At 65.4% G+C, this 22650-nt stretch carries 19 protein-coding genes; 11 read left to right on the forward strand and 8 right to left on the reverse strand.

Annotated features, from left to right (window positions below):
- The 6 genes from phoR to ACFPK0_RS15375 all read left to right on the forward strand — a co-directional run bounded on the left by phoR (nt 1) and on the right by ACFPK0_RS15375 (nt 7024).
- Nucleotides 1-1233 carry a phosphate regulon sensor histidine kinase PhoR gene (gene phoR, locus ACFPK0_RS15350; protein ID WP_377341961.1) on the forward strand — a complete coding sequence of 411 codons (1233 nt, stop codon included), beginning with the start codon at nt 1-3 and terminating at the stop codon, nt 1231-1233.
- An 88-nt stretch (nt 1234-1321) separates the two neighbouring features.
- Entirely contained in the window at nt 1322-3415 is a 2094-nt protein-coding gene (ppk1, locus tag ACFPK0_RS15355) for a polyphosphate kinase 1 (RefSeq protein WP_377341963.1), read from the forward strand.
- Nucleotides 3416-3482: 67 nt separating this feature from the next.
- Complete coding sequence (locus ACFPK0_RS15360) at nt 3483-5000, forward strand: Ppx/GppA phosphatase family protein (RefSeq protein ID WP_056078215.1); 1518 nt, start codon at nt 3483-3485, stop codon at nt 4998-5000.
- 168 nt (nt 5001-5168) lie between these two features.
- Entirely contained in the window at nt 5169-5888 is a 720-nt protein-coding gene (locus ACFPK0_RS15365; protein WP_377341966.1) for a peptidylprolyl isomerase, read from the forward strand.
- Nucleotides 5889-5895: 7 nt separating this feature from the next.
- A complete protein-coding gene (locus tag ACFPK0_RS15370; protein ID WP_377341968.1) occupies nt 5896-6624 on the forward strand; it encodes a UDP-2,3-diacylglucosamine diphosphatase in 729 nt (242 codons plus the stop codon).
- A 112-nt stretch (nt 6625-6736) separates the two neighbouring features.
- On the forward strand, nt 6737-7024 hold the full coding sequence (locus ACFPK0_RS15375; RefSeq protein WP_056078205.1) for a hypothetical protein: 288 nt from the start codon (nt 6737-6739) through the stop codon (nt 7022-7024).
- 39 nt (nt 7025-7063) lie between these two features.
- Here the strand turns inward: ACFPK0_RS15375 and ACFPK0_RS15380 are convergent, their stop codons facing one another.
- Both ACFPK0_RS15380 and ACFPK0_RS15385 read right to left on the reverse strand, forming a co-directional pair.
- Nucleotides 7064-7987 carry a sensor domain-containing protein gene (locus ACFPK0_RS15380; protein ID WP_056078201.1) on the reverse strand — a complete coding sequence of 308 codons (924 nt, stop codon included), beginning with the start codon at nt 7985-7987 and terminating at the stop codon, nt 7064-7066.
- Entirely contained in the window at nt 7984-8349 is a 366-nt protein-coding gene (locus ACFPK0_RS15385) for a PadR family transcriptional regulator (RefSeq protein ID WP_056078198.1), read from the reverse strand. The genes ACFPK0_RS15380 and ACFPK0_RS15385 overlap by 4 nt, the downstream gene beginning before the upstream one ends.
- Nucleotides 8350-8428: 79 nt before the next feature.
- On the opposite strand from ACFPK0_RS15385, the gene ACFPK0_RS15390 reads away from it, so the two are divergent.
- Nucleotides 8429-8614 (forward strand): peptidylprolyl isomerase, encoded by a 186-nt coding sequence (locus ACFPK0_RS15390; protein ID WP_200946308.1) that lies wholly within the window; start codon nt 8429-8431, stop codon nt 8612-8614.
- Between the two features lie 155 nt (nt 8615-8769).
- Here ACFPK0_RS15390 and ACFPK0_RS15395 read toward each other — a convergent pair whose 3' ends face one another.
- A complete protein-coding gene (locus ACFPK0_RS15395) occupies nt 8770-9822 on the reverse strand; it encodes a hypothetical protein (RefSeq protein WP_377341971.1) in 1053 nt (350 codons plus the stop codon).
- Nucleotides 9823-10044: 222 nt separating this feature from the next.
- On the reverse strand, nt 10045-10974 hold the full coding sequence (locus ACFPK0_RS15400) for a LysR family transcriptional regulator (protein WP_056078194.1): 930 nt from the start codon (nt 10972-10974) through the stop codon (nt 10045-10047).
- A gap of 130 nt (nt 10975-11104) precedes the next feature.
- Between ACFPK0_RS15400 and ACFPK0_RS15405 the strand changes: the two genes are divergently transcribed.
- Nucleotides 11105-11812 (forward strand): SDR family oxidoreductase, encoded by a 708-nt coding sequence (locus ACFPK0_RS15405; RefSeq protein ID WP_056080796.1) that lies wholly within the window; start codon nt 11105-11107, stop codon nt 11810-11812.
- Nucleotides 11813-12004: 192 nt separating this feature from the next.
- Here the strand turns inward: ACFPK0_RS15405 and ACFPK0_RS15410 are convergent, their stop codons facing one another.
- From ACFPK0_RS15410 to ACFPK0_RS15420, 3 genes are all read right to left on the reverse strand, one after another.
- Entirely contained in the window at nt 12005-15001 is a 2997-nt protein-coding gene (locus ACFPK0_RS15410; RefSeq protein ID WP_235577478.1) for a TonB-dependent receptor, read from the reverse strand.
- Between the two features lie 276 nt (nt 15002-15277).
- The gene (locus ACFPK0_RS15415) at nt 15278-16252 is read right to left on the reverse strand and encodes a LysR substrate-binding domain-containing protein (RefSeq protein ID WP_056078191.1); all 975 of its coding nucleotides are present in this window, start codon (nt 16250-16252) and stop codon (nt 15278-15280) included.
- A 112-nt stretch (nt 16253-16364) separates the two neighbouring features.
- Nucleotides 16365-17279 carry an AraC family transcriptional regulator gene (locus ACFPK0_RS15420; protein ID WP_056078186.1) on the reverse strand — a complete coding sequence of 305 codons (915 nt, stop codon included), beginning with the start codon at nt 17277-17279 and terminating at the stop codon, nt 16365-16367.
- Between the two features lie 97 nt (nt 17280-17376).
- Between ACFPK0_RS15420 and ACFPK0_RS15425 the strand changes: the two genes are divergently transcribed.
- Complete coding sequence (locus ACFPK0_RS15425) at nt 17377-18120, forward strand: SDR family oxidoreductase (RefSeq protein WP_056078183.1); 744 nt, start codon at nt 17377-17379, stop codon at nt 18118-18120.
- 130 nt (nt 18121-18250) lie between these two features.
- Nucleotides 18251-19174 carry a peptidylprolyl isomerase gene (locus tag ACFPK0_RS15430; RefSeq protein ID WP_056078180.1) on the forward strand — a complete coding sequence of 308 codons (924 nt, stop codon included), beginning with the start codon at nt 18251-18253 and terminating at the stop codon, nt 19172-19174.
- 114 nt (nt 19175-19288) lie between these two features.
- Here the strand turns inward: ACFPK0_RS15430 and ACFPK0_RS15435 are convergent, their stop codons facing one another.
- On the reverse strand, nt 19289-21199 hold the full coding sequence (locus tag ACFPK0_RS15435) for an ABC transporter ATP-binding protein (RefSeq protein WP_377341976.1): 1911 nt from the start codon (nt 21197-21199) through the stop codon (nt 19289-19291).
- A 159-nt stretch (nt 21200-21358) separates the two neighbouring features.
- On the opposite strand from ACFPK0_RS15435, the gene ACFPK0_RS15440 reads away from it, so the two are divergent.
- A complete protein-coding gene (locus ACFPK0_RS15440; protein WP_377341978.1) occupies nt 21359-22003 on the forward strand; it encodes a PadR family transcriptional regulator in 645 nt (214 codons plus the stop codon).
- The last annotated feature ends 647 nt before the right edge of the window (nt 22004-22650 follow it).

Raw genomic sequence — 22650 nt, forward strand, 5'->3', positions numbered from 1 at the left:
ATGCCTTCCACGAAACCGTTCTGGCAATTGCCTGCCCTGCTCCTCGCCGGCCTTGTTGCGGGCGCATTGGTCGGTTGGCTGGCGGGCGGGCGCGTCATGACCGGCATCGCCCTGGTCGCGATCGCTGAAATCCTGGTGTTGCTGATCTACATCCGTCGCTCGACACAAACGACAACCACCGTCGACGTATCCGCGCCGCGCAAGTCGCGCCTGCTGGCCAGCCATCTGCGCGACCTGCATGCCACCGCCCGCCAGTGGCCCGACGCAGTGGTGATACTGGACAAGGATCAGCGCATCCGCTGGTTCAACCGGGCCGCGGAAACACTGCTGGGGCTGCACCGCCCGACCGACCGCGCCGTGCGCTGGCCCGAGCGCATGGCCGGCACCAAGCTGGCCGCATGCCTGGATCCAGGCAGCAGTGGACTGCCGTACGAAGTCACCGCGCCCGGCCAACCCGAAAGTCAGCTCAGCGTCGACCTGCTGCCGTTTGGCGATCAGCAGCAACTGTTGTTGGCGCGCGACGTCAGCCACATCAGCCGGCTCGAACAGATCCGCCGCGATTTCGTGGCCAATGTGTCGCACGAATTGCGCACGCCGCTGACGGTGATCCACGGCTACCTCGAACTGCTCGATCCCGAGGATGTGCCCGAACTGGCACCGGTGCTGACCGAGATGCGCTCGCAGTCCCGGCGCATGGGCCAGATCGTGGAAGACCTGCTCACCCTGTCACGGCTGGAAACCCAGCACGAGGTCACCGACGAACGCGTGCCGATGGCCGCGCTGCTGGCGATCGTGCACAAGGAGGCGCTGGCGCTGAGCCAGGGGCGACACCAGATCGCGCTGGAATCCACCGCGGGAATGGACCTGCTCGGTTCGCCACGCGACCTGCATAGCGCGCTGTCCAACCTGGTCAGCAACGCGGTGCGCTACACGCCGAAGGGCGGCAGCATCACGATCCGCTGGCAGCGCACGCCCGAGGGCGCGGTTTATTCGGTCAGCGACACCGGCTTCGGCATTCCCGCCGCGCACCTGGCGCGCCTCACCGAACGTTTCTACCGGGTGTCGTCCAGCCGCTCGCGCGAAAGCGGCGGCACCGGCCTGGGCCTGTCCATCGTCAAGCACGTGCTGAACCTGCACCAGGCGCGATTGCAGATCGACAGCAAGCCCGGCGTCGGCTCCACCTTCGTCTGCCATTTCGGACGCGCCCGCCTGTTGCCGCCGGATCACGCTTGATGCCACGTGGCGCGCCTGTGCGGAAGCCCGCGCGAGCGTAATTCGCCGCCCGGATGTGCCGGGCCGGTACATGGGCCAGAATGCACGTATGCCCGATCAAACTCCCCCTGTTCCCGCCGACGTGGATTTGTCCGCCCCCGAGCTGTTTTTCAGCCGCGAGCTGGCCGCGCTGGAATTCAACTTCCGGGTATTGGCGATGGCGCGCGACGCCACCGTGCCGCTGCTGGAGCGCTTGCGCTACCTCAGCATCGTGGCCAGCAACCTGGACGAATTCTTCGAAGTGCGCGTGGCAATGCTCAAGCATCACCACGCCTACGGCTCCGCCGCGCCGGGGCCGGATGGCCTGCTGTCGGGCGAATTGCTGTCGCGCATCCGCAGCCGGGTGCTGGACCTGGTGGCGCTGCAGTACGCCACCTGGCAGGAGCAACTCAGCCCGCAGCTCGATGCGGCGCGCATCCATATCCTCACCCGCCAGCAGTGGGAGCCGCGCCAGCGCCGCTGGCTGCAGGGTTATTTCGAGCACGAAGTGCTGCCGGTGCTGTCGCCGCTGGGGCTGGACCCGTCGCACCCATTCCCGCGCATCCTCAACAAGACGCTGAACATCGCGGTGGTGCTGAAGGGGCGCGATGCGTTCGGCCACGAGGGTCACATGGCGCTGGTGCGGGCACCGCGCTCGCTGCCGCGGATCATCCGCCTGCCCGACGAGGTATGTGGCGAGGGCGACCATTTCGTGTTCCTCGCCGAGCTGCTGCAGGCGTTTGTCGACCTGATGTTTCCAGGCTTCAAGGTGGTGGGCTCGTACCAGTTCCGCGTCACCCGCAACAGCGAGCTGATGGTGGAAGAGGCGGAGATCGAGAACCTGGCGCTGGCGTTGAGCGAAGAGCTGATCGGCCGCGGTTATGCGCGGCCGGTGCGGCTGGAAGTCGCCGACGATTGTCCGAAGTCGATCACCACCATGCTGACCCGGAATTTCCAGTTGGAGGAAGCGGACGTCTACCGTTGCGACGGCCCGGTCAACATCATCCGCGCGGGCATGATCTACGAATGGGTCGACCGGACGGAGCTGAAATTTCCCCACTTCGTGTCGGAATTGCCGCCCGCGCTGGACGCCAGCCACAACAAGTTCGACCTGATCGCGCAACGCGACGTGCTGCTGCACCACCCGTACCAGAGCTTCGGCGCGGTGATCGACCTGCTGCGCCAGGCGTCCGTCGACCCGCAGGTGCTGGCGATCAAGCAGACGCTGTACCGCGCCGGCGAGGACACGCCACTGGTCGATCTGCTGGTGGAGGCGGCGCGCCACGGCAAGGACGTGACCGTGGTGATCGAACTGCGCGCACGTTTCGACGAGGCCGCCAACATCCACCTGGCCACGCGGCTGCAGGAGGCCGGCGTGCAGGTGGTGTATGGCGTGGTGGGCTACAAGACGCACGCCAAGATGCTGTTGATCGTGCGCCGCGAGGGCGAGGTCCTGCGCCGCTACGCGCACCTGTCCACCGGCAACTACCACCAGGGCAACAGCCGCGTGTACACCGACATCGGCCTGATGACCGCCAACCCGGAAATCGGCGAGGACCTGCACAAGGTGTTCCAGCAGCTGTCGGGCCTGGGTCCGGTGATCGAGCTGAAACGGCTGCTGCATTCGCCCTTCACGCTGTACCCCAGCGTGGTGGCGAAGATCGAGCGCGAAACCGAGCACGCCCGCGCCGGCCGCCCGGCCCGCATCGTGGCCAAGCTCAATGCGCTGAACGACGCGCGGGTGATCGGCGCGCTGTACCGCGCGTCGCAGGCCGGCGTGGAGATCGACCTGATCGTGCGCGGCGCCTGCACCCTGCGGCCTGGCCTGCCCGGCATTTCCGAACGCATCCGGGTACGCTCGATCGTGGGCCGCTTCCTGGAACATAGCCGCGTGTACTGGTTCGCCAACGATGGCGACCCCGACCTGTATTGCGCCAGCGCCGACTGGATGGAGCGCAACCTGATGCGCCGCATCGAGATCGCCTTCCCCATCCTCGACCCGGACCTGGCCGCCCGCGTGTTCGAGGAAACGCTGGCGAACGGCCTGGCCGACAACACCCAGGCCTGGCTGCTCGACAGTGATGGCCATTACGTCCGCGCCGAACCCGGCGACGATCCGCCGTACAGCGCCCAGCGGGCCTTGCTGCAGCGGTTCTGCGCATGAGCGGCTATTGCTGCATTGCGCCATCCGCGTGCGAGAATGCGCGCCCGGCACCCCACGGAGTACGCGCTTGAGCCCGGCGGAACAAACCCCCATTCGCGACGGCGAGCTGATCGCCTCGGTGGACATGGGTTCCAACAGTTTCCACATGGTGGTGGCCCGGGTCGAACACGGCGAACCGCGCGTGATCGACCGCCTGCGCGACACCGTGCGCATGGCCGCCGGCCTGCGTGCGGACGGTTCGCTCGACGCCGCCCACCGTACCCGCGCGCTGGCCTGCCTGGCCCGTTTCGGCCAGCGCATCGCCGGGCTTCCGGCCCTGCGGGTGCGTGCGGTCGCCACCAATACCGTGCGCCGGCTGGCGTCGCCGCAGGTTTTCCTGACCGCGGCCGAGGCGGCGCTGGGGCACCCGATCGAAATCGTGTCCGGCCGTGAGGAAGGCCGGCTGATCTTCCTCGGCGCCGCGCACGACCTGCCCGCCTCGCGCGAACCGAGGCTGGTGATCGACGTGGGCGGTGGCAGTACCGAGTTCATCATCGGCCGTGGCCTGGCGCCGCTGCACACCGAGAGCGTGCAGGCAGGCTGCATTGCTTCCACGCTGCGCTTCTTCCCCGGCGGCAAGCTCACCCGCAAGCGCTGGCAGCGCGCCACCAGCGACATCGGCGTGCTGCTGCAGCAGTTTGCCGAGGATTTCCGCGAATCGGGCTGGCGCGACGCGTTCGGTTCATCGGGCACCGCCAAGTCGATCGGCGCGGTGGTGCAGGCGATGAAATTCTCCGACGACGGCATCACTCCCGCAGCGCTGGCTTCACTGCGCGATGTGCTGCTGGAACAGGGCAACATCAACGCGATCAAGCTGCCCGGCCTGGTCGAGGAACGCGTGCCGGTGATCGCCGGCGGCCTGGTGGTATTCGAGGCTGCTTTCGCCGCACTGGGCATCGAGCGCCTGCAGGTTTGCGAAAGCTCGATGCGCGAAGGCGTGTTGTGGGATCTGCTGGGCCGCGCCGGCGGCAGCGACCCGCGCACCGCCAGCATCGACGCCCTGGCCGCCCGCTACGGCGTCGATCGCGCGCAGTCACGACGGGTGGAAGCGACCGCGCTGAATCTGTTCGACCAGGCGGCCAAGCCCTGGAAACTGGCCGCCGATGCGCGCGAGTGGTTGTCCTGGGCCGCGCGGGTGCACGAGATCGGCCTGGCTATCGCGCACAGCCAGCACCACCACCACGGGGCGTACATTCTGCGCCACGCCGACCTGGCCGGTTTCTCGCGACAGGAGCAGCAACTGCTGGCCGCGGTGGTCGAACTGCACCGGCGCAAGCCTGACAAGAGCGTGGTCTCCGCGTTGCCACAGCGCTACCGGCAACTGGCACGCCATATCACCGCGTTGCTGCGGCTGGCCGTGCTGTTCCGTCGCGCCCGCCGCGCCGAGTCGCTGCCGCCAATGCGCCTGACCGCCACGCGCCAGCGCCTGCGGCTGGCACTTCCCGCCAGCTGGCTCGATCAGCACCCGCTGAGCGAAGCCGACCTGCAGCACGAGCAGGCGCCGATGACGGAACTCGGCCTCACCCTCGAAATCACCCGTAGCTGATCGACTCCCCAGCCCTCCCCTGCAGCGCAGGGGAGGGCTGGGGACAAGGCAGCTTTTGCTCTCCCCACCCAACCCAGGCAATCTCCTGCCGATCAATCCCCCGCGTCCGTGCCTTCCAGCAAGCCTGCCGCGTATCATGGCCGGCACGTCCCAAAACGTTGATTGCCCATGTTCAAGACCGTTCTCGCCGCCCTCCTGCTGATCGTGCCGCTGTCCTTGCAGGCACAAACGGCCAAGCCCGCATCACCCGCCGAAGCCGCAACGACCGCCCCCGCGCCACCTCCGCAGGTGCTGCTGAAAACCTCCCAGGGCGACATCACACTGGAGCTGTACCCGGACAAGGCACCGAAAAGCGTGGCCAATTTCCTGCAGTACGTGCGCGACGGTTTCTACAACGGCACCCTGCTGCACCGGGCGATCCCCGGTTATCTGGTGCAGGGCGGCCTGTACACCCGCGACCTGCAGCCCAAGCGCACGCGCCCGGCCGTGGCCAGCGAGGCGGACAACGGCCTGTCCAACCTGCGCGGCACCGTGGCGGTGGCGCGCGGCGCCGATCCCAACTCCGGCACCGCGCAATTCTTCTTCAACCTGGTCGACAACCGCCGGCTGGATTTCGTGGGCAGCCAGAGCGGCCTGACCTGGGGCTATGCCGTGTTCGGCAAGGTCATCAAAGGCATGGACGTCATCGACAAGATCGCCGCCCTGCCCAGCCGCGCGCTGGGCCCGTTCGCGGGCGATGTGCCCAACCCGCTGGTGGTGATCGAGAACGCCCACGTGATCGGCGAGGAGCCACCGGCTTCGGCCAGCAGCGCGGCGCCGGCCGAGGCGGCACCCGCCAGGACGACCGCCAGCAAGGGGAAGAAATCCGCCAAGCCGGCCAAGGGCTGATCCGTCAATGACCACCCTGTTCATCGCCGACCTGCACCTTGACCCGGCCCGCCCGCAGATCACCGAACTGTTCGAACGCTATCTGGCCAGCGACGAAGTGCGCCAGGCCGACGCGCTGTACATCCTGGGCGACCTGGTGGAAGCGTGGATCGGCGACGACGATGACGCCGAACTCCCCGCCCGCATCGCCCGCGCCACCCGCGGCGTGCGCGACGCCGGCGTGCCGGTGTACTTCATGGTCGGCAATCGCGACTTCCTGCTCGGCCAGGATTTCGCCAACCGCGCCGGCTTCGAGTTGCTGGATGACGGCACCGTGCACACCCTGCATGGCCAGCCCACCCTGCTGATGCACGGCGACGTACTGTGTACGGATGACGTCGCCTACCAGGCCGTGCGCCAGCAGGTGCGCACGCCGCAGTGGCAAGCACAGGTGTTGTCGATGCCGCTGGACGCGCGCCGCGCCTTCGCCGCCAAGGCGCGCGAAGACAGCCGCGCCCACACCGGCAGCACCATGGAAACCATCATGGACGTCAACGCCGAAGCCGTCGCCGACAGCATGCGCCAGGCCGGCGTGACGCGACTGATCCACGGCCATACCCACCGCCCCGCCGTGCACCGGTTTCAACTGGACGGCCAAACCGCCGAGCGGATCGTGCTTGGCGACTGGTACGAGCACGGCTCGGTGCTGAAGGTCGATGCGAACGGCGCCACGCTGCACGGCCTGGGCGCTGAGTGAACCACCCGCGGCATCGCGTTTGCACCAGCTGACCGCGAGCCGAACGGCATCACCTTGCGCATACGCGCTGCTGACCAGCATCGGGACTCCACCGACAACGGAGTATCGACCCATGCCCATGGTTCGCTTTCGCCTGACCGGCGCCCGTGCCGACGCCGACGCCATGATCGCCGCCCTGCACGGCATCAACGACATCGAACACGTCGAGGAAATCGACGACGTGATGACCGGCATGCGCGATGATTCCAGCTCCAGCGACTCGATAAGCGACAGCGAAGCCCAGCTCTACCGCATCGAGGTCGAGGCGCCCAGCGACGAGCTCGCCGACAACGTCCGCGTCAACGCCGAAGCACTGGCCCACCAGTTGGACGCGGGCATCGAGTTCACCGACGAATTCTGAAGGCGCTACCCGACGCGCGCGCCCCCCGGCATGGCGGCCTCAGTCCGCCGCGCGCGGCACCAGCATGTGCTTGGCCAGATACCCGTGCAGCCGCCCGATCCCCCGTGCCAGGTGCAGTGTGGCAAAGAGCAGCAACACGCCAACCACGCTCGCCGCCAGCACATCTCCCAAGCCCGGCGGGTGCGAACCGAAGCCCCAGTCGATCATGACGCGGTGGTCCACATAGAGTCCGCCCAGCCAGTCGTGGCGGAAAAGCAGCGCCAGCGGAAATGCGATCAGCCCCACGGCGACGCCGAGCAAGGTTACGGCCAGCGTGAAATACGCCACACCCAGCGGCAGCATCAGCCACATGTAGCAAAGCGTGGTCCAGGTATGCACATCGCTGAACATGCGGCCGATCCGTTGCATCAGCGTCGTGCCCTGCGTGGGATACACCGGCCGGCGCGGCATGCGCACACCGAGCATGGCCTCCACGATGCGCCCTTCCACCAGTGACAGCACACGCACGCTGCCGAAGAACAACACGATGAACGGCAACCCGATGATCAGCACCGACAACCCCGCCGACAACGCCAACCCGGTCACCGTCCATGTGAAATAGAAAATGCCGGTCGCCAACGCCAGCACCATGTAGAACAGGGCGCCGTAGGTGCGCGCATCGACCGCCACACCAAAGAAACGCCCGATCAGCGAGCGCCGCCGCGGTACCGGTGGCGGGCGCAATGCACGCTGGATGGTGACCTCCTGGTCCCGGTAGATTTCGGCCACTTCATCCGGTGCGCCATAGCTGCCCACCACCTGTTCCAGCATGGTCGCTTCGTCACGGCCAGGCTGATCGGCCAGCTCCGCGCGTAGATGCTCCTCGGCGTCATACAACGCATCCTGGATCAACGCCGGGTCGGCGCCACGCAAGGCAGCACGCAACTGGCTGAGGTATTCGACGATGCTGTGTGGCGTACTCATGACACCCCTCCTTGCAAAACGTTGTCGACACAATCGCGCGTGGCACTCCACGCCGCGGCCCAGGCACGCAAGGCCTCGCGTCCCGGTTTGGTGATGCGGTAATAGCGCCGCGGCGGACCGCTGATGGACGGCTCCACCTCACTGGCCAGCAACCCCGCTGCCTCCAGGTTGCGCAACACCGGATACAGCGCACTCTGCTTGCCCGCCAGCACGCCCTCCCCCGATGCCTCCAGTTGCTTGGCGATCTGGTAGCCATACATGGGCCGGCGCGCCTGCCCCAGAATCGCCAGCAGCACCAGCGATACCGTCCCGCTGGAAAGCTCCTTCTGGAATTTCTTCAGTTGGTTGGCACTGTCATCCACAAGTTGGCCCTCCCCACCGAACTTGGTGGAGTCAACGATAGTATGAAGTTATGCATAGTGGATGAGCCGGAAGTCATGCGTGCGCTCACCATCGCATCAACTCTTGAGCGCGTTGAGCGAGAACACGAGTACGAATAGCGTGCTGAGGGCACGCGGTTTGATCGGCGCCGATCCCAACTCCGGCACCACCCAATTCTTCTTCAACCTGGTCGACAACCGCGGGCTGGATTTTGTGGGTAGCCCGAGCGGGCTGAGCTGGGGTTAGCCGTGTTCGACAAGGTCACCAAGGGCATGATGTGGTCGACAAGATCGCCTGCCCTGCTGTGCACCGGGCCCGTTCGCGGGCGACATGCCCAATCCGCTGGTGGTGATCGAGAACGCCCACACGATTGGCGATCGGTCGCGCGGCCCGCTTTTCCCTTACCCGCTGGAGGCTACCAGCGAAAGCTTGGCGCCGATTCTTTCAGAAAATTTCTGGGCATTGCGGTAAATCGTGGTCCCACGCTGGGTCGCCACGCATACTTCCTTGATGTTGCCCTTGAACGGCAGCGCCGAGAACACGTGCGCTTCAAGCAGGCTGTAAACATCGGTCGTGTTGCCCAATTGTTTGCCGTAGTAGCAGGTCTTCACCAGGTCGGGTAAGTACTGTGCGCTGGTGTTGGTGGCAATGATGGCTCCGAGCGTGCCATAGGGCACCTGCAGGCTCGTATCCTGGCCCAGCGACTCGCTGTAAAACGTATCGCCGGGGAAATACAGTGCATTGACCTTGAACTTGGGATTGAGGACCAGAAAACTGTGCCCGTACGACACTGAGCTTCCGTTGGGCCTGAAGGCCCAATTGAGTGCCGCGAAAACCTGCTTGGTCTTGGGATTGAAGTACGGGTTTCCGGATTCGATGGTTTTCGCGATCTGCTGGCCAAAGTCGTCGGCGTAGACATCCTTTTGCAGATGCGGGTCCTGGCGACCAAACGCCATCTGGTTCCGGATACGCTGGCCGCTCTGCAGGCCAGGCATCAAGCCTCGGCGAGTGACAGCGCCCGGTGAAGGCTGGCTTGGCCGGGCGGGGCCATTCCAGGCCTTCGGCAACGTCACCACATCATCGACCCTGGCGCGAACGGCGGCGGGATCCTGGGCGGTCGATGCAAGCACGCCGCGGCCCAGGGCGGCGCTGTTCCGTTCGTAGGTCTGCGTGTAGGAGTCGTAGTTGTTTTCCTCGGTGAACCACGCGTCGGCCTTGAAGTTGATGGTGAGCTCCGAGCTCTGCAGCCGCTTCTGGATCTTGTGGTAGACCTCCAGCCACTTGTCGCCCTTCATATCCACCCCGGGCAACTCTTTTGCCAGAATCACCTTGATGCGCTCCTCCAGGGCCGGATCACGCCGGTAGAGTTCCGTCTGCCGCGCTTTGACGAAGTGCTGCTGCACCAGCCCCGCTGAAGGCCCCAGCGTTTGCGGCTTGTCCCAGAATCTCGACATGTTTGTCCCCTTGATTTGTTCGGCCTGCGGTCGCGCCCCACCCGCATTGGCAACGCTCAACGGGGATTCAGCCAAGCCGCCAAAACTACGCCGAAACTGCGATCCAGACAACGAGAAGAAGCGAACCGGGTGGGCAGCGACAACAAGGAATTGATGGCGGCTCGCCGCACAACAGTTCCATCGCTCAAGACCTGCCTCGGCGCAGCGAATGTCCCGTTGGTTTCAAGCGTCTGGATAAGCCACGTGGCACAAAGACGTCACCATTTGCCGAAGCCAGGCATGCGCGGGGTCGGCGTCCATTCGCGGATGCCACAGGGCCGAGATGCTTATTTCCGGCGTCTGCACCGGGAGTTCGAAGCTCTGGAGTCCGACTGTCATTGCCGGATGGTTCGCGAGCCCATGACCGAGACAGAAGCTCGGCACCAGGGCCACCAGGTCGGAATGACTTGCCAGCCGCATCGCATCGGCGTGTGCCGGCACCACGACGGATATCGTGCGATGCAGTCCCAATGCTTCGAGGGCGTCATCGACCGGCCCGGTGACGTGCGCCTTTCGTGACACGACCACGTGACGGCAGGCGGCGTAACGCCTGGCGGTCACGCTCCGTCCCGCCAACAGGGCATGCCCTGTGCGGACGACGCCGACGAAGCGGTCATGGAACAGGAGTTGGCTGCGCATCTCCGGTGCGGACGACTTGATCACGCCGATCTCCAGATCGATCAGACCTTCGCGCAATGGCGCGGCGTCCTTGTTCGGTTTCGGCGCAAAGCGCAGGCGAACGCGTGGAGACGCTTCCGCGATGGCGGCGCACAGAGGCACGGAAAAGAACTGGATGAAGGCTTCGTTGGCGCGGATGGTGAACGTGCGCTCCAGTGCGGCGACGTCCAGCGGATCGTTGCGCGGCCGCAGAGTTGTCTGCACTTCCCGCGTCAACGCATGGACGCGATCGCGCAGCGATGCCGCGTAGGGCGTCGGTACCAGCCCACGCCCCGCGCGCACCAGCAACGGGTCGCCGGTGGCCGCGCGCAGGCGCGTGAGCGTGCGGCTCATCGCCGATGTACTCAAACCGAGACGGCGCGCTGCAGCCGTAACACTGCCCTCGGCAAGCAACACGTCGAGTGCAACCAGAAGATTCAAATCCACGTTTTCCATGCGGCGAGCTTAAGTCATCCAGCTCGTAATACATGGCGTTTCACACAACCATGGGTTGCATCTGATGCGTCTGGCGCCTTCCCTGTTCACCTGCCACGATCGCCGCGGTCTACATCAAGCGGAGAAAATCATGGCAGCTGAATCCACCGGCGGCAGCGTGCTCATCATCGGCGCATCGCGCGGGCTGGGGCATGCGATGGCTACCGAATTTCTGGATAGAGGGTGGCAGGTGGTTGGCACGGTTCGGGGAGCGGGTCGTACGTTGCTGCACGAATTGGCGGATGAAAACCCGGGCCGGGTCGAGATCGCCTGTCTCGATATCACGGCGCCGCAACAGATGGCGGCGCTGCATGACCGCTTCGCCTCACGCCGCTTCGACATCCTGTTCGTGAATGCCGGCACAGCCAACAAGCATCAGGACGAGACGATCGCCGATGTCTCGACGGAGGAGTTCGTCGAGGTGATGGTGACCAATGCACTCGGCCCGATGCGTGTCATCGAAGCGCTGCAGGATCTGGTGACCGTCACGGGGTTGATCGGCGTGATGTCATCCGGCCAGGGCAGCGTTGGCAACAACGAAAAGGGCGGGCGTGAAATTTATCGGGCCAGCAAGGCTGCGCTGAACCAGTGCATGCGCAGCTACGCCGCCCGCCATGCGGGTGAACGGCGCGCCTTGTTGTTGATGGCTCCGGGCTGGATCCGCACCGACCTCGGCGGGCCGGATGCGCGGTTCAGCATGGAGGAAACCGTTCCGGACATCGTGGATGTGGTCATCGGCAAGCAGGGCAAGCCTGGCTTGGAGTATCTGGATCGGTTTGGTGAGGTGGTGGTTTGGTGAGGCTGCGAGCTTGAGGGGGCTCTATCGGTGAAGTGCCCCCATCCGCCCTGTCGGGCACCTTCCCCCGCGAGCGGGGGAAGGAAGCTGGCTGTTTCGAGGAGCCTGAAGGCTTCCTTCCTCCGTGCAACGGGGGAAGGTGCCCACAGGGCGGATGGGGGCGCTCTTTCCCAGCGCCCCCGAAAACATCCCCGCCTAGAACGTCATCCGCAGCGTCGCCGCGTAGCGACGATCATTCACGTACCACGAGGTGACGCGGCTGCCGGCGCCGTTCTGGTCCATGATCGTGCGCTGCTCGGCGTTGTTGAGGTTGTTCACTTCCAGGCCAAGCTGCAGGTGCTCGGTGAACTTGTAGAAGATCGAGCCGTCGAGCTGGCCGAAGTCGTCGCTGTACACCGGCAGTTTCCAGTCGATGCCGCCGTCGCCGCCGTTGTAGCCGTTCGGGCCCACCGAGAGCAGGTACTTGCTGCGCCAGTTGTAGGCCAGGCGGATCTGCCACGGACCCTTCTCGTAGAACGCCGCCACATTGAAGGAATTCTTCGACAGGCCATCGGCAGGAAGCGTGCCGAACAACGAACCATCCGTGTCACGCGGAACCGTGTCCGAGCTGTTGGGCACCTTGGTGGTGCTGTCGATATAGGTGTAGTTGGCCGACATGCCCAGGCCGCTGAAGGCGCCCGGCAGGAAATCGAAGAACTGGTTCCAGCCCAGCTCCACGCCCTGGATCTTGGCCTTGCCCACGTTGACCGGGCGGGTGATCAGGTAGTCGTAGCTGTTGCCGTCCGCGCCCGGGAAAGCCACCTGGCGGGCTTCACGGCGGAAATAGTCCTTCACGTCCTTGTAAAAGAAATTCGCCCATGCCATGCCGCCGTGGTCGGGGTCGAAGTACCACTCCAGCGAGAGATCGTACTGGTTGGCCCGCATCGGCTTCAGGTACGGGTTGTCGTAGGAGCTGCCGGCCAGGTCCAGCTGCGAGACCGGCAGGCTGCTGCCGTCGGTGGGTGCAGTGACGCCCTGCTTGGTGCCGGCGGTGAGCATCTGGTACGCCTGCATGTCGCCGAAGTTGGGACGGGCGATGGCCTTGGACGCCGCCACGCGCAGGATCAGGTTGTCCGCCATTTCCCAACTCGCGTTGAGGCTGGGCAGTACGTCGGTATAGGCGTTCTTGGCGTTGATCGGCTCGGACTGGCCGCTGCCGAGATAAGGCGCATAAGCCACGTTCGGATAGATCAGGAAGCCCTTGGCCTCATTCTCCGTACGCACCACGCGCACACCCACGTTGCCGTCGAAGCGCCATTCGTCCACGCCGAAATTGAGCATGGCGTACGCGGTCCGGGTGTTCTCGTGCTGGTCGTTGGTGTACTCGCCGCCCGGCTCGCGTTCGGCGAAGCCGTTCTCATAGCCGCTGCCCGGGACGTAATACGGGCTGGCCGCATCGTGGATCGCGTGGTAGCTGCCCGGATAGCCCAGCGCGGTGGCCAGCACCGGGGCGTAGAACGCGCCGGGCACGCCGGCGCCGCCGCGATAGAAGTTGTCGAAGGTGTCCAGGTGCACCAGGTCGGAGTTGACCTTGTCGTTCAGATCCAGCGAAGGCATCTGGTCGGTGGGCACTGCCCACCACGCCATCCAGGTCTGGAACACCGGCTGCCAGTTGTAGCCGGTGTCGATATTGGTGGCCTTGCGGGTGGTGGTGCGCACGCCGGCCTTGATCGAGCGGAAGAACGTGCTGTCGAAGCTCTGCTTGATGTCGGCGCGCCAGGCAAACTCGTCGGCCCGGTTTTTCACCACGTCTTCCATGGTGAAGCCCCAGTAGTAGTTGGCCGGGTTGGTGGTGAAGCCCTGATCCACGCCGATGGAGGGCACGCCACCCAGCCCCACGTCGATGTAGGGCACGTTGACGCCCAGCGCGATGGTGGAGTCCAGCGCCCGGGTATCGGCCTTGATGTACTGCAGGTCGGTGGAGAACTCGGTGTTGTCGGCGATGCGCCACTTGAAGTTGATCGCGTAATCCGTGGTCTTGGATTTGCGGTGCGAGGCGCGGATGTCCGTGCCCATCGGCACGCCGCCCGGCTGGGTGAGGTAGCCGGACTTGAACACGTTGCCGTCGAGGTCGTACGGGTGGCTGGTGTCCAGCGCCACCTGGGTCGGGTCGTTGGAGACGAAGATCGCATCCTCGTTCCACAGCTCGTCATAGCGGCTCTGGAAGACGGTGGCGGCGAGGTCCATGTCGTCGTTGGGCTTCCACTGGAAGGCCACGTAGGCGCCGTCGCGTTTGCGCTCGTACTGCAACGCGCGCCAGTCGGCGCCGCGGGGCAGCCACAGTTCGTCGCCGGTGCCGTCGCCATCCACGTCGGTGTTGGCGTTCTTGAAGAACGGCCGCACGAACAGGCCATCGGTGCGCGTGGCCAGCTCGGAGTGGGCCACATCGACCAGGATGCCGAACTCGCCGGCGTCGGTCTTCCAGCGGTTGCTGTACAGCGCCGAGGCGGAAGGCTTGTACTTCTTGACGAAGTCGCCGTAGTTCTCGCTGAGCGAGAAGCTGACCTTCTGCCCCTCGAAGTCGAACGGCATGCGCGTACGCAGGTTCACCGTGCCGCCCAGGCCGCCCTCGATCATCTCGGCGGTCTGGTTCTTGTAGACGTCCACGCCGCCCATCAATTCGGAAGGCACGTCCTGGAAGCTGAGGTTGCGGCCGCCGGAGGCGGAGAAGCTGTCGCGGCCGTTGAGTTCGGAACGCACCTGGGTCAGGCCGCGAACCTGCACGCCGTTGCCCTCGGCGGAGAAATGCTCCGGATCGCCGACGGAAAGAAAGTGGTCGATGGTGACGCCGGGAATGCGCGACAGCGTCTCGGTGACGCTGCGGTCCGGCAGTGCGCCGATGTCCAGCGCGGTGACCGAATCGACAAAGGTGTCGGCATAGCGCTTGATGTCCTGCGCCCGCTCCACCGATGCGCGGATGCCGGTGACGCTGACCGCGCTGAGCTCGGTGGCCTGCTTCTTTTCCTGCGCGGTCTTTTGCTGTGCGCCATCCTGCGACGTGGTTTGCGTGGTGTCTTGCGTGGTGTCCTGCGCATGTACAGGGCCACTGAGCACGAGGGCGATGCCCAATGCCAGCACCGTGGGTTGCAGGCCGAGCCTGGTGACACGACGTGCACGATAAGCGGCCGCAGAGCGGCCAAGACGCATTGACATGAATATTCCTCCCCGGAAATTCTGATTTGATCGGTGCGTTGACACCGGTGTGCCCGCTGGAAGCAACGCCGGCGCAGCCCCTCCGCTGCGGTCGTCGTCACCTTCCCCGAGGGGTTTTCGCAACGGTCACCCTTGCGGGGTGGCGCGCGCGATCAACCAGCGGTGGCTATGGCTGCCCGTTGGCGGCAGCCTTCTGCAGGGTAGAAGCCGGGCGCCATGCCATACCAATGAAATATTGGCCATTAACCATATTGAAAGGGAATACATCCCGCCCGCTCAAACACCGGGCCAATGGCTACCGCTGCGGGCCTGGTAGAGCTTGTGCGACGCCGCCCGCAAGGCCTCGAGCACCCGCTCGGCGCCGGGCGACAGCTGGTGGTTGCGTCGGCGCACGATGCCGAAGTACTCCATGCGCACGCCCAGGTTGATCGGCAGCACGCACATATGCCCCATCTGCAGGTAGAACTGCACCGACTCCGGCGGCAACGCGGTCAGCATGTCGCTGTTGCGCAGCAGGTGGACGATGATCGGCAGGGAACCGGTTTCCACGATGTTCTGCGGTGGCGGCTGGCCGTGTTCGAGAAACACCATGTCCAGTCGCGAACGCAGCACGCTGCCCGGCGGCGGCATGATCCAGCCGTAGGCGGCCAGGTCCGCATGGGTAATCTGCGACTGGTGTGCCAGCGGATGGTCGGCTCGCGCCAGTACCGCGTGCGGCTCGTCGGCCAGCGATTCGAAATCGAGCTCGCCCGCCCCTTCCGGCCCCATGATCCGGCCCACGACAATGTCCAGCTGGCCATCCAGCAGCTTGGCCACCAGCGGGCGGCTGTAATCCATCTCCACCTTGATCAGGATGTCGGGACAGTCGCGCTTGACCATCGCAATGGCCTGCGGAACCAGGTTGGTGCCCGGGTTCACCACCGTGCCTATCGATGCCTGCCCCATGAGGCCACTGCTCAACGCGGCGATCTCGTCCTGGGCGCGGCCGATCTCCGACAAGGCCGAACGCGCGCGCCGGATCAGCACCTGGCCGTAACGCGTCGGTTCCACGCCGCGTGCATGGCGCTCGAACAACGGCACGCCCAGCAGGCTTTCCATCTCCGCCAGCATCTTCGACGCGGCCGGCTGGGTCATGTTGGCGGCCTCGGCGGCGCGCAACACCGAGCGGTGTTCGTGCAGGTACAGCAGCAGCGACAAGTGGCGGGTTTTCAGGCGGGTGATGCCGAGACGGCGTGCGTCAGGTTGGATCATGGTGCTCTCCAGGCGGCAACCTATGCCCGCACAGAATAGTTGATACAAAAAGCTTCACCGCGGCATATAGGTTTCCTGTCAGGACATACCATCACCCTGTCAGGTGCCCTGCCTACCCGGGGCCGGCAGCCACCGCCACCCGCGCATAGCGCATCGGCGACTGCCCGACGTGGCGCGCGAAGGCCACGCTGAAGGTGCTGGCGGAGCTGTAGCCGACGCGCTCGGCCACGTCGGTCAACGCGCCTTCCCGACGCCGCAGCAGTTGCTTGGCCAAGGCCATGCGCCAGGCCAGCAGATAGGCCATCGGGGCGACGCCGACGGTGCGGTTGAAGCGATCGAAGAAGGCCGAGCGCGACAGGGCCGCCGCTTTCGCCAGCTGGGCCACCGTCCACGGACGTGCCGGGTTTTCATGCATCTGTCGTATCGCCCCGGCCAGGCGCACGTCGGCAAGGCCACGCAACAGGCCGGGTGATGCGGCCGTGACGGCGGCGGATCGAAGCGCTTCGATGAAGAGCACTTCCACCAGGTGGGCGAGAACGACATCGCGCGCGGGGCGCCCGGCGCGGGATTCGTCGGCAACCAGTTGCACCACGGTGGCCAGCCGGTGGTCGTCGCGCACGTGCACCAGTCGTGGCAGCAGCGAAACCAGCAGGGCCGCATCCGGCGAACCGAAACTGCAGTGGCCCACCAGCAACCGGACATCGGGCGCGCCGGTCGGGATGCCGAGCCGGAATTCACCATCGGGCAAGGGCGCGGGCGGCGCGTCGATGTCTCCCGGTGCCAGCAGCTCCTGGCTGGTCATGGTGAACTGCTGTGCGGCGGGTATCAGCACGAAATCGCCCGCGCGAAGCGCCATCGGCGCGTCGCCGTCGACCGTCAGACGGCATGCCCCGTCAATCACCACGCAGTAAAACGGTTGCCCGAGTTCCTCGCGATGCACGCGCCAGCGACCGGCGCCCACCACGACCTTGGAGAAACGGGCGGCCGGCTGCAGCAGCGTGACAATCTCCGCAAACGGATCGACCATGCCGGACTCCTGCGAAAGAAAAATGGATTCGCCATTGTAGCAAGTCCAGCCTCAGCCACCTATCGTTTCGACTCCGCCCATCACTTATGGAGTCACCATGAAAACCGTCCTGATCACCGGCTGCTCATCCGGCTTCGGTCTCGAGACCGCCCGCCATTTTCTCGATCGCGACTGGAACGTCATCGCCACCATGCGCACGCCGCGCCAGGACGTGTTGCCCCGCTCCGCGCGCCTGCGCGTGCTCGCGCTCGACGTCACCGATACGCAAAGCATTGCCGAGGCCGTGGACGCGGCCGGGCCGATCGATGTGCTGGTGAACAACGCGGGTATCGGCGTGCTGAACGCGCTGGAAGGCACCAGCATGGATATCGCCCGCGCCGTCTTCGAAACCAACACCCTGGGCACGATCGCGATGACGCGGGCGGTGTTGCCGCAGTTTCGCGAACGGCAGGCGGGACGCATCGTGAATGTCACCTCCAGCGTCACCCTGAAATCGTTGCCGCTGCTCTCCGTCTACACCGCCAGCAAGGCGGCCATCAACGCGTTCACCGAATCACTGGCGTTGGAGCTGGAGCCGTTCCAAGTGCAGGTGAACCTGGTGCTGCCGGGACGGGCGCCGGACACGGCCTTTGGCGACAATGCGCGGTCCCTGATGCAGGAGGGTTTCCCGGCGCCGTACGTCGATTTCGCGCAGAAGATCTTCGCCGGGATGGCGCAGTCATCGCTGATCACGACGCCGCAGGATGTGGCCGAAGCGGTGTGGCGTGCGGTGAACGATCCCTCGTGCCCGCTGCGCATTCCGGCCGGTGCGGACGCGGTGGCGGTGGCCGAGGCGCTGTAGAACCGCTCGCCGCTTGCCGCGGACGATGCACGCCGACGGGAACCGGGCCTACGATACGCAAGGCCTCGCGCGGGGCGGTGAACTCACCGCCAGCGAGGCCACGCCCCTTCGGCCACCCATTGGACTACGCATGATCCGCCACCTCACGATCGCACTCGCGCTGATTGCCGCCATGCCGGCTTTCGCCGCCGAGAAAGCCACCCCCACCGCCAGCGAATTGCTGGCCCGCTCGCAGCCCGCCGAATGGCGCACGCCCGACCCGGAAAACCTGCTGTACATGCAATTGCCGCAGGGGCGCGTGGTGATCGAGCTGGCGCCGGATTTCACGCCGCTGCATGCGGCGAACATCCGCACCCTGGTGCGCGAGCACTACTTCGACGGGCTGGCCATCGTGCGGGTGCAGGACAACTTCGTCACCCAGTGGGGCGACCCCAACGATGACGACGCCGGCGACAAGAGCAAGCTGCACTCGCTGGGCAGCGCGAAGGCCACGCTGCCGCCGGAATTCAGCCGCGCGATCGACCCGACCCTGCCGTGGACGCCGTTGACCGACGGCGACGTGTACGCGCCGGAAGTGGGTTTCTCCGAAGGCTTCCCGGTGGGGCGCGACCCGGCCAGCGGGCGCGAGTGGCTGATCCATTGCTACGGCATGGTGGGCGTGGCACGCGACGTGGCGCCGGAAACCGGCAGCGGCAGTTCGCTGTATGCGGTGATCGGCCAGGCGCCACGCCGGCTGGATCACAACCTCGCCATCGCCGGCCGCGTCCTGCAGGGCATGCCACTGCTGTCCGCCCTGCCGCGCGGCGCCGAACCGATGGGCTTCTATACGAAACCGGCGCAACGCGTGCCAATCACGTCCGTACGATTGGCCGCCGATGTGCCTGCCAGCGAGCGCGTTCCCATTGAAGTGCTGCGTACCGACAGCCCCACTTTCGCGGCGTTGATCGACGCAAAACGCCACGGCCACAACGCGTTCTATCCGACACCCGTGGGCAAGCTCGACGTGTGCGGCATCGAGGCGCCGGTACGCGAGGTGAAAGCGCCTTCGCGTTGATGCGGCCATCCTCGCCGCTGTAGGAGCGACTTCAGTCGCGACGCTTTTTCCACAAGGCCTCAGAGCAAGAGCGTCGCGGCTGAAGCCGCTCCTGCAGGATTCCCGATTCCCATCTCACCGATAACCCGCCGCCTGCAGTTCGAACAACTCCGCGTAATGCCCATTCGCGGCCAGCAAATCGGCATGACTGCCGACCTCCTCGATCCGCCCGCCATCCAGCACGATGATGCGGTCGGCCATGCGCACGGTGGAGAAGCGGTGCGAGATGATCACCGCGGTCTTGCCCTGCGACAGCTCCTTGAAGCGCTGGAACACCTCGAACTCCGAGCGCGCATCCAGCGCCGCGGTGGGTTCGTCCAGGATCAACAGTGGCGCATCGCGCATGTAGGCGCGGGCGATGGCGATCTTCTGCCACTCGCCGCCGGACAGGTCCACGCCGCTCTTGAACAGCTTGCCCAGCATCTGCTCGTAGCCTTGCGGCAGTTTCGCGATCACCTCGTCGGCCATGCTGCGATGGGCGGCCTCGATGATGCGCGGCTGATCCTCGCGGGCGTCGATGCGGCCCACCGCCACGTTGTCGGCGGCGCTGAGGTAGTAGCGCACGAAATCCTGGAAGATCACCCCGATGTTGAGCCGCAGCTCCTCGAGGTCGTAATCCGCCAGCGGATGGCCGTCCAGAAGAATCCGGCCCTCGTCGGGGTCGTACAGGCGTGAGAGCAGCTTCACCAGCGTGGTCTTGCCCGCGCCGTTCTCGCCCACCAGCGCCAGCACCTCGCCGGCGCGCAAGGTGAAGCTGAGATTGCGCACGGCCCAGCGTTCCGCCTCCGGATAGCGAAAGCCCACGTTCTCGAACACGAAGCCTTCGCGGATCGGTTGCGGGAACGGCCGTGGGTTCGGTGGCGACAGGATCTCCGGCTCGATGCGGAAAAACGAGAACAGGTCGTCGAGGTACAACGCCTGCCCCGCCACTTGCGAAAAGCCCACCAGCAGGCTTTCCAGCAGGTTGCGCAGGCGACGGAACGAGGCGGACAGGAAGGTGAGATCGCCCACGCTGAAATCACCGCTGACCGTGCGGTAGGCGATGATCACATAGGCCGCGTAATAGCCGATCGTGCCGACGGTGGTGAACAACCCGCCCCAGCCCGCACGGCGCAGCGCGATGCGCCGGTTGGCGGCATAGATCGACTGCGACAGCACGCGGTAGCGCTCGATCAGGAAGGCGTTGAGGCCGAAACTCTTCACCTCTTTCGCGTTCTGCGCGCTGGCACCCACTTGCCGCAGGTAATCCAGTTCGCGCCGCTCCGGCGTCCACTGGTAATTCACCGCGTAGCTCTGCGCGTTGAAGTGGAACTCGCCCAGGAACGCCGGCACCAGCGCGATCAGCAACAGCACGATCAGCCACGGCGCGTAGACCAGCAGACCCACCGCGAAACTCGCGATGGTGACCATGTCCTGCGCCTGGCCCAGCAGCTGCGACAGCAGCGAACTGCGCCCGGCCACCTGGCGGCGGGCGCGGTCCAGCTTGTCCTGCAGGTCAGCGTCCTCGAAATCCTCCAGGTCCAGCGAGGCCGCATGTTCCATCAGCCGGATGCTGGTGCTGTTGGCGTACAGCTCGGACAGCAGCGAATCGATCATCGAAACGATGCGGCCCAGGATGTCCGCTCCTACCGCCAGCGCAAACTCCAGCGCCAGCAGCAGCCACAGGTGATCGAGCACGCCACTGGCCAGCCAGTCGCCCACGCTGGCGTGCACGTTGCCGATCGCGAGCAAACGCACCACCTCGTCGATGATCAGCTTGCCCACATACAACGTGGCCACCGGCAGCAGTGCGCGCAGCAGCCGCAGCACGATGCTGGATGTGCTGAGCAGCCGGCTGGTCTGCCAGATGCTCTTCAGGAACGGCGGCAGATTGCGCAAGGCGGCAAACCGCTCGCGCAGGCTCTGCGCCGGCGGCGGCTCACCGTGCCTGCCCGGCTGCGCCGCGCCACGGCCAACCCGCCCTCCCATGCTGTACTCACGTGGCATTCGGCATCCTTGATGTGGCAACCGGGCGAGCATGCCATTTCATGCGAAAAGGCGTGGTGCCGGCGCGAAGGCGGCCCGGGAAAATCGACCGCCGGGGTATTGTTCAAGACATTCTTCCGATATATCGTAGAACACTCTTGATACGAATGGGAACTCATCATGGGCCTGCACCACTTCTTTCGCGCCATGCATCATCGCCGCCACCCCGACTGGTGCGGCCACGCCGGGCACACCGGCCACGAGCGCCACGCCAGCCCCGGTTTCGGCGGCCATCGCGGTGGCGGTTTCTTCGGTGGATGGGACGACATGCGTGGCGGCGGCCGGCGGGGCGGCGGTGGCCGGATGTTCGGCCACGGTGACCTCAAGCTGTTGCTGCTGGCGCTGATCGAACAACAGCCGCGGCATGGCTACGAAATGATCCGCATCATCGAGGAGATGTTCCACGGCCACTACTCGCCCAGCCCCGGCGCGATCTACCCCACCCTCACGATGCTCGAGGAACTGGGCTACGCACAGGTCGAGGACACCACCGGCAACCGCAAGCTCTATGCGATCACCGACGAGGGCCGCAGCTTTCTCGACGAGAACCGCGCCGAAGTGGAAGCGGTGACCTCGCGCACCGAGCAGAGCGCCCGCATGGCCGCAAAGATGTCCGCACCGATGACGGTGCGCAAGGCCATGCACACACTGAAGTACGCCCTGCTGATGCGCGGCACCCACTGGGACAAGGCCGAGGCGCAGCGCGTGGCGGCGATATTGGAAAACGCCGCAAAAGACATCGCCAGCGGCGCCCCAGGCGAGTGACGAGTCGCGCGCGCAGCGATGCTTGTGGGAGCGACTTCAGCCGCGATGCTTCCTGGTAGAACCGGAGCAGCCCCACGGTCGCGAAATCAAAGGGTGTGGGTTGAGGTGCCCTTCGACTTCAGCCTTCGGCCTACGCTCAGGGAGAACGGCTGAGGGAGCGGCGGCTCTGCTTTGTGCTTTGTGCTTTGTGCTTTGTGCTTTGTGCTTTGTGCTTTGTGCTTTGTGCTTTGTGCTTTGTGCTTTGTGCTTTGTGCTTTGTGCTTTGTACTTTGTACTTTTGCTTTGGCTCCATCCCGAGTGCGGGCCAGGATGGCCCGCTGCTCTACCCGGGCCCCTGTGCGGCGGTGAGTCGGGGCCGACAGGCCGTGCAGCGGGCGAGTCCAGGGATGGACTCGCCTTTTCGCGCGGGCAGGATGCCCGCTCGAAAAGCCCGGCCCCGGCTCACGGACTTGCCGCCCATGGAGGGGCGGCAAGCGCCAAGCGGGGTGGCCTTCTCTTTTGGTTACTTTTCTCTTGGCCACTGTATGGACCGGAGACATGGGTAACACACGTGCCAGGACATGGGTAACAGTTTAGGCGGTGTCGCGTAGGTCGACTTGCGTTAGCCGATGGTGAGAAAAATAGAGCGCATAGACACCGTCTTGTGT

The organism is Rhodanobacter ginsenosidimutans, from assembly GCF_042655685.1.
Classification (GTDB): domain Bacteria; phylum Pseudomonadota; class Gammaproteobacteria; order Xanthomonadales; family Rhodanobacteraceae; genus Rhodanobacter; species Rhodanobacter ginsenosidimutans.

Excerpts from the sequence above, each read along its gene's own strand:
- ACFPK0_RS15370 (WP_377341968.1), top strand. The coding sequence starts at position 5,896 with ATGACCACCCTGTTCATCGCCGACCTGCACCTTGACCCGGCCCGCCCG.
- ACFPK0_RS15425 (WP_056078183.1), top strand. The coding sequence starts at position 17,377 with ATGAAAACCGTCCTGATCACCGGCTGCTCATCCGGCTTCGGTCTCGAG.
- ppk1 (WP_377341963.1), top strand. The coding sequence starts at position 1,322 with ATGCCCGATCAAACTCCCCCTGTTCCCGCCGACGTGGATTTGTCCGCC.
- ACFPK0_RS15400 (WP_056078194.1), bottom strand. The coding sequence starts at position 10,974 with ATGGAAAACGTGGATTTGAATCTTCTGGTTGCACTCGACGTGTTGCTT.
- ACFPK0_RS15430 (WP_056078180.1), top strand. The coding sequence starts at position 18,251 with ATGATCCGCCACCTCACGATCGCACTCGCGCTGATTGCCGCCATGCCG.
- phoR (WP_377341961.1), top strand. The coding sequence starts at position 1 with ATGCCTTCCACGAAACCGTTCTGGCAATTGCCTGCCCTGCTCCTCGCC.
- ACFPK0_RS15410 (WP_235577478.1), bottom strand. The coding sequence starts at position 15,001 with ATGTCAATGCGTCTTGGCCGCTCTGCGGCCGCTTATCGTGCACGTCGT.
- ACFPK0_RS15415 (WP_056078191.1), bottom strand. The coding sequence starts at position 16,252 with ATGATCCAACCTGACGCACGCCGTCTCGGCATCACCCGCCTGAAAACC.
- ACFPK0_RS15380 (WP_056078201.1), bottom strand. The coding sequence starts at position 7,987 with ATGAGTACGCCACACAGCATCGTCGAATACCTCAGCCAGTTGCGTGCT.
- ACFPK0_RS15365 (WP_377341966.1), top strand. The coding sequence starts at position 5,169 with ATGTTCAAGACCGTTCTCGCCGCCCTCCTGCTGATCGTGCCGCTGTCC.
- ACFPK0_RS15375 (WP_056078205.1), top strand. The coding sequence starts at position 6,737 with ATGCCCATGGTTCGCTTTCGCCTGACCGGCGCCCGTGCCGACGCCGAC.
- ACFPK0_RS15395 (WP_377341971.1), bottom strand. The coding sequence starts at position 9,822 with ATGTCGAGATTCTGGGACAAGCCGCAAACGCTGGGGCCTTCAGCGGGG.
- ACFPK0_RS15420 (WP_056078186.1), bottom strand. The coding sequence starts at position 17,279 with ATGGTCGATCCGTTTGCGGAGATTGTCACGCTGCTGCAGCCGGCCGCC.
- ACFPK0_RS15405 (WP_056080796.1), top strand. The coding sequence starts at position 11,105 with ATGGCAGCTGAATCCACCGGCGGCAGCGTGCTCATCATCGGCGCATCG.
- ACFPK0_RS15440 (WP_377341978.1), top strand. The coding sequence starts at position 21,359 with ATGGGCCTGCACCACTTCTTTCGCGCCATGCATCATCGCCGCCACCCC.
- ACFPK0_RS15435 (WP_377341976.1), bottom strand. The coding sequence starts at position 21,199 with ATGCCACGTGAGTACAGCATGGGAGGGCGGGTTGGCCGTGGCGCGGCG.